General features: G+C 57.6%; 12 protein-coding genes. 10 read left to right on the top strand and 2 right to left on the bottom strand.

Annotated elements, in window-relative coordinates:
• The first annotated feature begins 162 nt into the window (after positions 1-162).
• From U5919_RS06115 to U5919_RS06095, 5 genes are all read left to right on the top strand, one after another.
• Complete coding sequence (locus U5919_RS06115; protein WP_336022857.1) at positions 163-1,182, top strand: ABC transporter ATP-binding protein; 1,020 nt, start codon at positions 163-165, stop codon at positions 1,180-1,182.
• A gap of 1 nt (position 1,183) precedes the next feature.
• The gene (locus U5919_RS06110; protein ID WP_336022854.1) at positions 1,184-2,092 is read left to right on the top strand and encodes an ABC transporter permease; all 909 of its coding nucleotides are present in this window, start codon (positions 1,184-1,186) and stop codon (positions 2,090-2,092) included.
• Positions 2,092-2,949: an ABC transporter permease gene (locus U5919_RS06105; RefSeq protein WP_336022852.1), complete on the top strand. Its 858-nt coding sequence runs from the start codon at positions 2,092-2,094 to the stop codon at positions 2,947-2,949. The genes U5919_RS06110 and U5919_RS06105 overlap by 1 nt, the downstream gene beginning before the upstream one ends.
• Positions 2,950-3,129: 180 nt before the next feature.
• Complete coding sequence (aldA, locus tag U5919_RS06100; RefSeq protein WP_336022850.1) at positions 3,130-4,560, top strand: aldehyde dehydrogenase; 1,431 nt, start codon at positions 3,130-3,132, stop codon at positions 4,558-4,560.
• Positions 4,561-4,660: 100 nt separating this feature from the next.
• Entirely contained in the window at positions 4,661-5,560 is a 900-nt protein-coding gene (locus U5919_RS06095) for an NAD(P)-dependent oxidoreductase (RefSeq protein ID WP_336022848.1), read from the top strand.
• 2 nt (positions 5,561-5,562) lie between these two features.
• Here U5919_RS06095 and U5919_RS06090 read toward each other — a convergent pair whose 3' ends face one another.
• Positions 5,563-6,504, bottom strand: a complete 942-nt coding sequence (locus U5919_RS06090; protein ID WP_336022847.1) for an MBL fold metallo-hydrolase — start codon at positions 6,502-6,504, stop codon at positions 5,563-5,565.
• Between the two features lie 18 nt (positions 6,505-6,522).
• On the opposite strand from U5919_RS06090, the gene U5919_RS06085 reads away from it, so the two are divergent.
• The 4 genes from U5919_RS06085 (at position 6,523) to U5919_RS06070 (ending at position 10,672) form a co-directional block, all read left to right on the top strand.
• Positions 6,523-7,524 (top strand): ester cyclase, encoded by a 1,002-nt coding sequence (locus tag U5919_RS06085; RefSeq protein ID WP_336022846.1) that lies wholly within the window; start codon positions 6,523-6,525, stop codon positions 7,522-7,524.
• Positions 7,525-7,703: 179 nt separating this feature from the next.
• Positions 7,704-8,714 (top strand): ester cyclase, encoded by a 1,011-nt coding sequence (locus U5919_RS06080; RefSeq protein WP_336022844.1) that lies wholly within the window; start codon positions 7,704-7,706, stop codon positions 8,712-8,714.
• A 291-nt stretch (positions 8,715-9,005) separates the two neighbouring features.
• On the top strand, positions 9,006-9,995 hold the full coding sequence (locus U5919_RS06075) for an ester cyclase (protein WP_336022843.1): 990 nt from the start codon (positions 9,006-9,008) through the stop codon (positions 9,993-9,995).
• A gap of 197 nt (positions 9,996-10,192) precedes the next feature.
• Entirely contained in the window at positions 10,193-10,672 is a 480-nt protein-coding gene (locus tag U5919_RS06070) for an ester cyclase (protein ID WP_336022842.1), read from the top strand.
• Here the strand turns inward: U5919_RS06070 and U5919_RS06065 are convergent.
• Complete coding sequence (locus U5919_RS06065; RefSeq protein ID WP_336022840.1) at positions 10,666-11,436, bottom strand: IclR family transcriptional regulator; 771 nt, start codon at positions 11,434-11,436, stop codon at positions 10,666-10,668. The two genes, U5919_RS06070 and U5919_RS06065, sit on opposite strands and share 7 nt — an antisense overlap.
• Before the next feature lie 463 nt (positions 11,437-11,899).
• On the opposite strand from U5919_RS06065, the gene gcvT reads away from it, so the two are divergent.
• On the top strand, positions 11,900-12,997 hold the full coding sequence (gene gcvT, locus U5919_RS06060) for a glycine cleavage system aminomethyltransferase GcvT (protein WP_336022839.1): 1,098 nt from the start codon (positions 11,900-11,902) through the stop codon (positions 12,995-12,997).
• The last annotated feature ends 25 nt before the right edge of the window (positions 12,998-13,022 follow it).

Below are 13,022 nucleotides of genomic sequence, written 5' to 3'. Positions count from 1 at the left end.
GGGAATCACTGAGGTACACGCTGTGTGTAATCGATAGCCGTTTCTCCGCTCTTCTGTTGGGTGTGCTAACAGTTTGCCTATGAGCGTCTCCCACAAAGGATAAATACGGGGATTTCGATATACGAGTAGACTCACAAGATGGCGTTCGTAGATATACAGAATTTGAGAAAAACGTACGACGATGTCGTCGCCGTTGACGACATCTCTCTGGACATCGAGGAGGGCGAGTTCGTCTCGATACTCGGTCCGTCGGGGTCGGGGAAGACGACGATGTTGAAGTCAATCGCTGGCTTCGTCGACCCAGATGGAGGGAACATCGTTGTCGCCGGGAACGAGATGATCGGACTCCCGCCGGAGGACCGGAATATGGGCCTAGTCTTCCAGCGCCTCGCGTTGTTTCCCCATATGTCGGTGTTCGACAATATCGCCTTCGGCCTTCGACACCGGGAAAACCTATCTCAGGAGGAACTCGAAGACCGCATCGCAGACATCCTAGAGATCGTCTCGCTTCCGGGCTATGAGGAACGGAGCATCCAGAACCTCTCCGGTGGTGAACAACAGCGCGTCGCCCTCGCACGCGTCCTCGTCTTGGAACCCGACCTCCTCCTCTATGACGAACCGCTCTCCGATCTCGACAGACAACTCCGAGAACAGATGCGTCGGGAGATTAAGGATCTCCACGAACGCTTGGAGATCACCTCGATTTACGTCACACACAACCAGCGTGAAGCCCTAACACTATCGGATCGAGTCCTCGTGCTTCGCGAGGGCCAGACCGACAGGTACGCGCCACCCTCGGAGATCTACCAGGACCCACAGTCGGAGTTCTGCGCGAACTTCGTCGGTGACTCGAACTTCATCTCCGGCAGTATCGAGACGACAGGTGACGAAATTACGTTCGAGAAAGGTATCTTCTCGCTTCCTCTACAAGAGGCGGACGACGATGTCTCCGATGCCGTACTTTACGTCCGGCCGGAAGACATAGAAATCGACGCAAAGGGGGAACCGGAACGGACGTACGCCGGCACGATCGTAAGTACGGTTCACCTCGGTTCCGTGACGGAGTACAAGGTGCAAGTTGGCGACGACGAGTTCCTCGTCACTAACTTGGGTGCACCGAAATATGAAAAGGGCGACGACGTGAGCCTCTACTTCAACGATTACGGGCTACTGGAGGTGTGAGATGTCGGGGTCACTTTCGGAAGCGACGGACTCCGCGTTCACCCGTATTCTCGGCGAGGAGCGGTCAGAACGGTTGGACAAACTGCTGCCGGCATTTCCGCCGGCGGTGTATCTCGCTGCATTCCTCATACTCCCAATCTTGTACACGGTCTACATCAGTTTCTTCGAGTACAGCGCCACCACGATCATATCGTGGAACTTCACAACCGAGCACTACGAGAAACTCCTGTTCGATTCGTTCTACAGGGGGCTGCTCTGGTACACCGTCAAACTGTCCGTGATCGTCTCGGTGTGCTGCGTGCTGTTAGGCTATCCGCTCGGGTACTTCATCGCGACTACGACGCCGTTGAAACGGCAGCTAGCGCTGTTTTCGGTCTTCCTTCCGCTGATGGTCGGAACCGTTATCCGGGTGTACGGATGGATCGTTCTGTTTGCGACGAACGGTATCGTCAACGACGTGCTCGGCGTCATCGGCTTGAACATCGATCTGCTCGGCAATACCCTCTCGGTGACGATCGGGCTGATTGGCGTCTACTTACCGCTGATCGTTTTACCGGTCTACTCCTCCATTGAGGACATTCCGGATTCGCTAGTGCCGGCGGCTAGGAACCTTGGGGCCAACCAGCTCCAGGCCTTCTGGAAGATCACCTTCAGACTCAGTCTTCCAGGCCTCGTCACCGGGACGATCTTCGTCTTCGTCCTCACGATGAACGCCGTCGTCACGCCAGACTTGCTGGGCGGCCGTTCTGACCTTACGATGGGGCTGCTGATCTACGATCAGGCGGTGGGCGGTCTGAACTGGCCGTTCGCTAGCGCGATCGGAACCGTCCTGACGCTCACGACCACTGCTCTTGTGTACGGATACTTCAAGTTCGTTCGCAACCGGCTCGGGGTGGCAGCATGGGACTGATGAGCGTCGTCTCGGGCGTCCTCACCGGCCGCGGCTCGCGGTCACTTTCAGCACCGGCCCTCGTCGCCGGCAAAGGGCTCTACTACGGTGCGCTCGCGCTCTCGTTCGCGATTCTGATCCTTCCCATCGTAATCGTTGTCGGCATCTCGCTCAGCCCAACAGAATCGCAGGCGTTCCCGCCCGCGGGGTTCTCCCTGCAGTGGTACTCGGAGTTCTTCTCGAGTTCGTTCTTCGACGCGTTCTTCTTGGTGAGCGTCCCGATCGCGCTAGCGACTGCGTTCGTGGCGTCCATATTCGGAATTATGGCTGCTTACGTCGTCACGAGGCGCGAACTCCCCTTCGAGAACGAGATCGTGATGTACTTCATCTCGCCGTTGATCATCCCGCCGGCGATCATCGCGCTGGCGCTGATGATCACAATGAATTTCAATTTCCTGAACTTTATCCCGCAGTTCTTGAAGATCGTCGCCGGCCACATCATAATCACGCTGCCATACACCTTCCTCACCGCGATGACGGCGCTTCAGTCGATCGATCTGGAACTCGAACAGGCGGCTAGAAATCTTGGTGCAACGCAGTTCCAGACGTTCCGGAAAGTGACGCTCCCGCTGATGAAGAGCGGCGTCGTCTCAGGGTTCCTGCTGGCGTTTATCCTCTCCTTTACCGATGCCATCGTCGCGCTGTTCCTGTCCGGAAAGAACACGACGACGCTCCCGGTGGAGATTTTCCTCTTCCTTCAGTTCGACTCCTCCCCGCTGATCGCCGCGGTCGCCACCGTGCAGATCCTTCTCGTATTAGTACTGGTGGTGCTGATCGCCCGCCTCGTCGGGTTCAAAGCGGTCACCGTTAGCACCTAGCGTAAGTTCTTGTTATCTCGTCCGCTGTTTTCAACTCCCTGGACTCCTGACGTCGCGATCGTTGAGTGTGTTACCTTCGTGTCTCACAAGCCGAACTGGGCCGATTGTCGAAGGGTCAGTGTTCGCCAGTAGCTAATTATTTATTCCCCCACTCTAATCTCCAACCGAATGGCTGTAGATATGAGTCCCCTCTATATCCACGGCGAGTGGGCAGAATCAAGCGGTGGCGAGAAGATTGCGGTCCACGACCCGACGACCGGGAAAGAGATCCGATCGATACCCTCGGCGACCGAGAGAGACGTCGAGCGAGCGACGAGAGCCGCCCGGAGAGCCCAGAACGACTGGCAGCGTCGACCGGCGAAAGAGCGCGGCGATCTGATCCGGGAAATTGCCGACCTCATCGAAGAGAACGTGGATTCCCTGGCGGAGACGCTCGTTGAAGAGCAGGGGAAGACCCGCTCTGTGGCTGCGTACGAGATTCGCGCATCGGCGGACATCGCGCGGTATATGGCGGAGTGGGACCGTCGTATCGAGGGCGACGTCGTTCCGGGGAGCGCTCCACGGCAGTCGATCTCGCTTCTCCGCAGGCCGTACGGCGTCGTTTCAGGGATTATTCCCTGGAACTTTCCCATCTCGGTGTTTGTCAGAAAATTTTCCCCAGCGCTTGTCACGGGTAACACCACGGTCCTCAAGCCGAGCGAGCTGACGCCGTTGACGACTCTCGAATTGACGGATCTCATACACCAAGAAATCGACCTTCCACCGGGCGTCTTGAACGTCGTGGCCGGTGGCGGAAACGTCGGTGCCAAACTCGTCAGCGACGACGAGGTGGATTATGTCACAATGACCGGGAACGTCGAGACGGGGAAAGCGATAATGCGGAACGCCGCCGACGACCTGACTCGTGTCTCGCTCGAACTCGGGGGGAAAGCTCCCGCGATTGTCTGTTCTGACGCCGATATCGAAAGCGCTGTGAGTCATATTGTCTCCTCGCGGACGGTCAATGCCGGGCAAGCGTGTACGTGCGTCGAACGCGTCTACGTCCACGAGGACGTGCACGAGGAGTTCCAGCCGCTCTTCGTCGACGCGATGGAGTCACTGGAGATAGGCGACCCGAGAGACGATCCTGATATGGGCCCACAGGTAAGCGCGGCCGAACAGGACAAGACCCAGCGGGCGATCAAGCAAGCAATCGAACAGGGGGCGACGGTCCTTACCGGCGGAATTGAGGTGAGTGATCCGCCGACGGACGAGGGCCACTGGGTACTGCCGACTGTGCTCGCCAACGTCGACCAAGAGATGGACGTTGTCAAGGAGGAAGTCTTCGGGCCGGTGGCGCCCCTCATCGAGGTAGATTCTTTGGACCAGGCCATCGAATATGCCAACGACTCGCGGTACGGGCTCTCTTCGTACGTGTTTACTGAGAGCTACCGAAACGCGATGCAGATCACGGAGGATCTCGATTTCGGTGAGACGTTCATCAACGGAAGCGGTGGCGCTCAACAGGGCCACCACATCGGCTGGAACGAGTCCGGTCTGGGTGGTGAAGACGGTAAACACGGCGCGCTGAAGTACACGCAGATCAAATCAGTCTATCACAACTTCCAGTGAGAGACTCCGGTTGATTCGGGAGGGAAATTCCTGATTCTGTCGACTCTCTAGATCCCTCACCAGTCGGTAGATATAATACTGGGCAGTCTGATTTTTTTCTATGGTTGAGACCACTGCTGGAGTCGTCGGACTCGGCAAGATGGGTGGCAATATGGCGAAGCATCTCTTAGACGAAGGCTTCGAGGTGTACGGATACGATCTTCAGCCGAAGGCTCGCGAAGCGTTCGCTGACTACGGTGGAATCGTCGCTGACGACACTCGGGATGTTGCTCGACAGAGTGACGTCACTATCACGAGCCTTCCAAACTCCGAGATCGTGAAGGGCGTCTACACCGGCGAGGGTGGACTAGCTCACGAATCCATCGAGACCACGTTTCTGGAGATGAGTACAATCGCGCCGCCGACGACCGAAGTCGTGGCAGCTGCCGTCGAAAAGACGCCCGCCGAGATTCTGGACGCGCCGATTACGGGTGGACCGGAGAACTCCCGTGAGGGAACGCTCACCGGGCTCGTCGGCGGGAATGAGACGGTCTTCGAATCCGAGCACGCTCAGAATGTGTTGCAGGCACTCTGTGCGGAGCTCCACTATGCGGGATCATCCGGAGCGGGACACGCAATGAAACTGCTGAACAACACTATGTCGATGGGGAACCTTCTGCTGGCGATGGAGACTGTCGCACTCGGCGCTCGATACGGAATCGACAGCGAACGCCTCTGGGAGATACTCGGGAACGCCAGCGCCACTTCGGTGGCGTTCGAGAGCCGAATGCCTCGGGTGCTTGAACGAGATTTCGAGGCGGGATTCAGCGTAGACTTCGCACGTAAGGACGTCGGCCTCGCCGTCGATATGGCCGATTCAGAGGACTTTCCTATGATGATGGGGAGCATGGTCCACCAGCTGTACACACAGGCTAGTGACGAGGGGTTCGGTGAGGAAGACGTCGGCGCCGTGGTGAAGATGTTCGAACGGGAACTGGAAGATCGAGTCAGCGCGGAATAACGTTACTCGTCAAGGCGGCTGTACAGTTCGTCTGCATTGATCGTTTTCCGATCGTTAGCGTGGATCGATCGGCCCTCTCCGCTAAAGTTCGACTCGAAGTTCACGTACCGTTCGAGTTTCTTCGAGGCATCTTTGAACACCGGCGTCCCGTGATTAAGAAGGGCGACATCGAACTCGTAGTCGAGCAGTTTTTCGAGATTCTTTTCGGCTTCGACAGCCGCTTCGGCTGGTTGGTTTGTATGCGTCGCCTGCGGCGGGTGGAGCAGATAACCTGGTGGGAGACCACGACGATCTGAGCCGGAGACCGCATCGGCGCAGTGAGCGATCCCCGCCTCTTCGTCGACGAGCACAGAGTTCCCGGGTGAGTGTCCGGGCACGTGTACGGTCTCGAACCGACCGATCTGTTCTTTGTCACCGAAGAGGTGGTCCGGTTCGGTCTGAATATCGATCCCATAGTCATCGATCTCGACCACGTTGTCTTTTTCCGGCACCCAAGTTTCTAGGTCGTACCGCTCGACGGTTTCATCAAAGGCACCGACGTGGTCTAGGTGTCGATGAGTGATGATGAGACGCTCGGGTTCGACTCCGATCTGGCCAATCCCCTCAAAGAGGTACTCAGCACGGTTCTGGAAGCAGGTGTCTACGAGGGTCGGGACGTCGCCCGGCAGGTCGAAGAAATACGTGCGGTGGCGTTCGCCTTGGGTTATCTCGGGGCCTTCATCCGCAGCTTGCCAAGTGATGTCGTACACGGTATCGGCGATATCGAGCGTTCTAACGATTGGAGCAGTCTCCGACATACGATGAGAGATTCTATCGAGATACAAATAGTTATCGTCACTTGTTTCCGCCAATGTCGATGGACCGAGTTGCCGTCGAATCACCGTTGCTTCGTCAGTTGTCGAGAGAGCACCCCCCCAATGGTTTTTTATCCCGGTGGAACGCATCGAGTTATGGAGTTAACAATGAGCGACGAAAGCGGACAGTGCAAGCGCCGAGTATACGATTTCGCCCGAGAGGTTCAAGACACGGAGGCCGACGGTATCGCAACGGTACTGGAGGAATACTATCACGCAGACGCACAGTGGCAAGGTCCAGCCCCGTTAGATGAGTTGGCTGGTCGCGAGGAAATCCGCCGAGACTACTGGGAGCCGCTTCTCGAAGCGTTCCCTGACCTCGAGCAGAACGATTACATCCTCTTCGGTGGAGAGTTCCGGGACAGCAACTGGGTGTGTACTGCGGGAAATTTCGTCGGCACATTCGCAAACGATTGGCTCGATATTCCCGCGACAGGGCACGCAACTTGGATCAGACACGGGACATTCCATCGGTTCGAAGACGGGAAGATCTCTGAGACCCGACTCTTCGTCGATATCCTCGACGTATTGCGGCAGGCTGGCTATCGGTTCGTACCCGCGCTCGCCCCCGAAATTGTCGCGCCAGCACCGGCGACGACCGACGGTATCCTCCTCAATGGAGCGGACGCCACTGATACCGCACAGACGCTAGAACTGGTTGAGAGAATGATTTTTGAGGGGTTGGAATCATTCGAAGACGAAGGACTCGACGGAATGGGAATGGAGCAGTACTGGCACGAGGACTTTATGTGGTACGGTCCTGCCGGCATCGGCAGCACTCGGGGGATCGACGGGTTCCAGGCGTATCACCAACAGCCGTTTCTGGAGGCGTTCCCCGACCGGAAGGCTGACAGCGACGATATCCGTCTGGCCGAAGGAACGTACTGTGCGTGGACCGGATGGCCGAGTCTGGATGCGACTCACCTCGGCGACGGATGGATGGGGCTCCCTGCAACAGGGAAGTCAGTCGAGATGCGGCTTATGGACTTCTGGCGCCGCGAGGGCGATCTCCTGGCGGAAAACTGGGTTTTAATTGATATGATCGACCTCCTCGACCAGCTCGGTGTCGACGTCTTCGAGCGAGTGCGGAACGGTCAGCAGCACTTCTAACCGACGTCAGCTCGCCGGTGTTGAGAGACTTCGATTACGCAACCGGGTCATCGAACGCAATCGATTGTTGAGACGAAATCTGGCGCAGCACTCGAAAGCGTCTGCCCTGTTTATACCTTCGATAGTATTTTATTCTGTTCGCGACGAGAACAACCCAGTCGGTGAAAGCTATGACAACTATGAGATTGGACAATAAACAGTCAGTACACGAACTCTCGAGTCGTATTCACGAGATAACTGCAGACAACGTTGACAGTCTGCTGGCCGAGTATGTTCACGAGGACGTTGAGTGGCACGGGCCAGCACCGATCGACGGACTCGCGGGCAGGACTGAACTGGTTGAGGAGTTCTGGCGGCCGTTGCTGCGGGCGTTCCCGGATCTCGAAAAGAACAATTACGTGCTGTTCGCCGGTGAGTTCGAGGGCGATGAATGGGTCTGTGCCACCGGAAATCTCGTTGGTACGTTCGAGAACGACTGGCTCGACATCCCCGCGACGGGCCACGCCACGTGGATTCGGTATGGCGAGTTCCATCGGTTCGAGGATGGGAAGATCGCCGAGACCAGAACAATCGTCGATATCTTAGACGTGTTGCAGCAGGCAGGATATCGGTTCGCTCCGTCTCTCGCACCGGAAGTGGTCATACCCGGTCCGACTACCCAAGACGGCGTTCTCCTCGACGAACAGAACGAGGAAGAGTCACGACAGACGATGGAACTGGTCGAAGGGATGCTCTTCGACGGACTGAACTCCTACGAAGAGCGGGGCCTCGAGAATATGGGGATGGAACAGTACTGGCACGAGGACTTTATGTGGTACGGTCCTGCCGGCATCGGAAGCACTCGGGGAATCGACGGCTTCCAAGACTTCCATCAGAACCCGTTTCTGGAGGCGTTTCCCGACCGGGAGGTCGGGCATCACGACTCACGAATCGCCGAGGGCGACTACTGTGCTTCGACAGGGTGGCCCGCCGTCGTCGGGACCCACTTGGGCGATGGGTGGCTGGGTCTCCCTGCAACGGGGAATTCCGCCGATATGCGAGTCATCGACGTCTGGCGTCGCGAAGACGACCTCCTCGCGGAGAACTGGGTGTTCATCGATATGATCGACCTCCTCGACCAGCTCGGCGTCGATGTCTTCGAGCGGCTTCGGAACAATCCTGCATCAGTTCAGTGGTCGGGGAAGCCCTGATAGATCCGAACGAGGTCATCTTGTTGTGGTTCTGAAATGAGGGCCTAGCCCGAAATCGCTTTTGGATAAAACCGGTCTGGCGTATCCCTCTCAGGAGGTGTGATGCTTACGTTGTGGTCCGCAATGTTCTCCACCCCATCGGACCCGGCGGACCTCGACAGACAGTGAATTACCCCACCCTACCAACTCGCTTCGCTCGTTCGTTGATGAGGGGATTTAGCGCCTACTTTTAGGTAAGGACCGGTACTTATTTTATTGTGTTACTCCCCACCTTTCGTGTGAGTATGCCATATGACGTCCGAGCGTAAGCAGTTAGCCCACGAGTTTTCTCAGGCGATCCACGACGCGACAGCAGCGACCATCGGAGACGTTCTCCCCAACTACTACCACGCCGACGCGGAGTGGCATGGCCCCGAGCCGATCAACGCGGTAGAAGGGATCGACTCAATAAACGACGCGTATTGGGTGCCGCTCCTCGAGGCGTTTCCCGACCTCGAAAAGAACGATTACATCCTCTTCGGCGGGGAATTCGAGGGGAGCGAGTGGGTCTGTGCGGCCGGTAACTTGGTCGGGACGTTCGAGGACGACTGGCTCGACATTCCCGCGACCGGACACGCGACGTGGCTTCGGTATGGCGAGTTCCACCGTGTGGCCGATGGAAAGATCGCTGAGACCCGCTTACTCGTCGACGTTCTCGACGTGATGCGGCAGGCCGGCTATCAATTTGTCCCGGCGCTCGCACCCGAGGTCGTGATCCCGGGGCCGATGACGCAGGACGGCGTTCTGCTCGGTGAACAGGACGACGAGGAGTCAGAAAAGACCCTCGAGGTGGTCGAGGGAATGATCGACGGCCTCCACGATTACGAGGAGGAGGGGTTAGACGGAATGGGCCTCGAGAAGTTCTGGCACGAGGACTTTATGTGGTACGGGCCGGCGGGAACCGGAACGACCCGCGGTATCGACGGATTCCAGGAGTACCACCAAGCACCCTTCTTGGAAGCATTCCCCGACCGTGAAGGCGGAGACCACGTCGCTCGGTTTGCCGAGGGCAACTACTGCGCTTCGACGGGGTGGCCGTCCGTCAGGGCGACACATTTGGGAGACGGTTGGATGGGACTCCCGGCGACGGACGATCCGGTCGGGATGCGCGTAATGGACTTCTGGCGGCGGGAAGGCGACCGGCTCGCTGAAAACTGGGTACTGATCGACAAGATCGACTTACTCCAGCAGATGGGGGTTGACGTCTTCGAGCGTCTCCGTAACGATCAGCAGTACTTCTGAACGTCGGTACTCCAGGAAACCACCGAGTGGGCGCTTTTAGAGATACTGATACCGAGTAACATAATTTACGAAATCTTTAAATCCTATGATAGAGATCTCCTGATGGGTTTAGCAGTGATACAACCAAGTTACCACGCTGCGACGTACATCGATGCAGGTATCGAAAATCGGACACCGTCTGTTGTAGGAGTGCGGCGATGACCGAGGACTGGCGCACTGCCGACGAGCTCGACGTCGAGCGAATGATTCGACAGAGCACCCGGGAAATATGGGATGAAAAGCTGGTCGGTAAGATCTACGAGTACTACGACGATGACGTGGTTGTCCACGGCGGCGAGGGAGATATTGTCGGCTCCGAAGCGCTCGTCGAAGACACCTTGGCACGGTTGAACGCCTTCCCCGAGACCGAGATGAAAATCGAGAAGATCATCTGGGAGGGCAATCCCGAAGACGGGTACTACACCTCGATGGTGCGAACCATCACCGCAGAGAACACTGGACCGACAGAATACGGACCGCCGACAGGGAAGACGATGGAAGAGAACCTCGGCATCGCGAACTGCCTCATTCAGAAGGTCAACGGCGAGTGGAAATACGTCGAGGAATGGATCGCTTACGACAAAATCGGCTACATCAAAGCGGTCACCGACGACGACGACCCGATCCACGACTACTGATCGCGATCATCCGGTCCATACCGGGATGCGATCTCCCGTTCAATTTGAGTTACGGCCTCACGTAACTCCGGGACGATCTGTTCTTCGGAGAGGCGGTACGGCGGTCCCGACACGTCCAGAGAACCCAGTACGCTCCCGTCTGGGCTCGTTATGGCCATCCCGACGGCCATCAACCCCTCGAGCGCCTCCTGTCGGTTGAGCGCGTAGCCGCGTTCGCGGGTCCGCTCCAGTTCTTCGTAGAGTTCCACTGCGTTCTGGATAGTGTTCTCCGTTTCCTTGGGGAGCCCCCACCGATCGAGCACCTCGTCGACGCGCTCGCGAGACCACTCTGCGAGCATCGCCTTTCCACTCGCGGAGTTGTGCATATGGAAGTACCGTCCCACTTGGAACCCCTCCTTCGCGGGGTCGTTGTTCTCGTCGAAGATGATGACCGACCGGCCGTGCTCGGTGATGGCGAACGCTACCTCCTCGTTGAGGCGGTTGCTCAGTTCGTGAGCGTGCCGCCGCACTATCTCGTACTCGGGCTTCCGGTGTCGCGCCTGTTCGCCGAGGTGAAAGAGCTTGATGCCGAGGTGGAACTCGTTGCCCTCCTTCACGACGAGTTCGTGGTTACGTAGCGTCGTCAGGTGCGCGTGGACGGTACTGTTGGCCAGCTCCAGCTCCGTGGCGATCTCGCTCATTCGGGCTCCCTCCTGTTGGTCGATCGCGTCGATGACCCGGAGCGAGGTGGCGGTCGTCGTCAGTTCGCGTCCGTGTTCTGGCACAGATTCATCGTTCGTGAGTGATCTATATAAATATTCACGAGGGGCGAATTAATATGTCGTCTCGAAGTGCGGGCCCGGGGGATTGAAAGTGCTCACGACTGGAATAATCACGCGTTGGTCACCAATCGGTCGATAAATTTGTAATTGGGTCCTCTCCGGGCACTATCGAACCAAGATGTGTACTTTCTCGATTCCGCAGGAGCGAACTCCGTCTCGGCCTCGACGAGACGACGATCGGCGAACCTGATCGGTCGGACGCGCGTTCTCGCTGGATATACGCCTCTTACGGACTGTCGAGTCTGATCCCGGCATCTATTCGAATGGACCGTGATCGGGGTCGGAGTGTGTCGACGACTGGCCACTTCTATTCACATATAACGAAATATATCGGGATCTAATACAATGAATGGGCGATCATTTAGGTTAAAAACGAATAAATACTTGCAGTTGTATTCTGTGGGTTGTGATATCCAAGCGAACATCGCTGTATGAATCTCACCGTCGAGCGGGTGCGGACTTCACCGACTTCGGCGGGTGGGAGATGCCGGTCTCGTTCGACTCGATCCGGGAGGAGCATCGAGCCGTCCGGGAGGGTGTCGGATTGTTCGACGTGAGCCATATGGGGCAGCTGGCTGTCGACGGACCCGATGCGGAGACGTTGTTGCATCGACTCATTCCGAGCGACGTTCGAGGACTCGAACCCGGCGAGGCACAGTACTCGTGCTTTCTCCGGTCTGACGGCGTGATGCTCGACGACATCGTCGTGTACGATCACCCGAACGAGAGCGAGTACGTCGTCGTTCCGAACGCCGGCCACGACGAGGAACTGTACGGTCGACTGCGCGAATACGCCGTCCGTTGGAGTCTCGATGTCTCCCTCGAGAACCGAACTACGGAGACCGGAATGATCGCGGTCCAGGGGCCCGATGCAGTAGAGCGGGTCGACGATGAGGCGGACGAACAAATCGATAAACTGGAACCGTTTGCCTTGGAGGAAACATCGGTCGGCGAGGTCGAGTGTCTCGTCGCTCGTACGGGATACACCGGTGAAGGCGGCGTCGAGATCCTGTTTCCGGGTGAAGATGCGACAGCGATCGACCGCCTGTTCGACGACGTGCAGCGCTGTGGGCTCGGGGCCAGAGACACCCTCCGGCTCGAGGCGGGACTGCTACTCTCCGGGCAGGACTTCGATCCCGAGGACGAACCTCACGATCCCTTCGAGGCCGATATCGGATTCGCTGTCGACCTCGATAGCGGGGATTTTGTCGGTCGTTCGGCCTTGGAACAGACCCAAAAAGAAGGAATCGACGAGCGGATTGTCGGACTCCGCCTCGAGGAGCGAGCGATCGCTCGTCACGAACACCAAATAAGCTCAGGCGGCGCCCCCGCGGGTCAGGTGACGAGCGGGACGATGAGTCCCACGCTCGGAGTCCCGATCGCACTTGGATACGTCGACGCCGAATTCGCATCTTCCGGCACGGATCTCTCGATCTCGATCCGCGATCGGTCCGTCGATGCGACCGTTGTCGACACGCCGTTCCTCGAATCGTGTGGCGAGTAACGCACACCGACTTCCCTCAACATCG

Origin of the sequence: Halobellus sp. LT62 (assembly GCF_037031285.1) — an archaeon.
GTDB classification, from domain to species: Archaea; Halobacteriota; Halobacteria; order Halobacteriales; family Haloferacaceae; genus Haloquadratum; species Haloquadratum salinisoli.
Note: the sequence above shows the minus strand (reverse complement) of the source record. Positions and strands in the feature narration are given on the sequence as shown.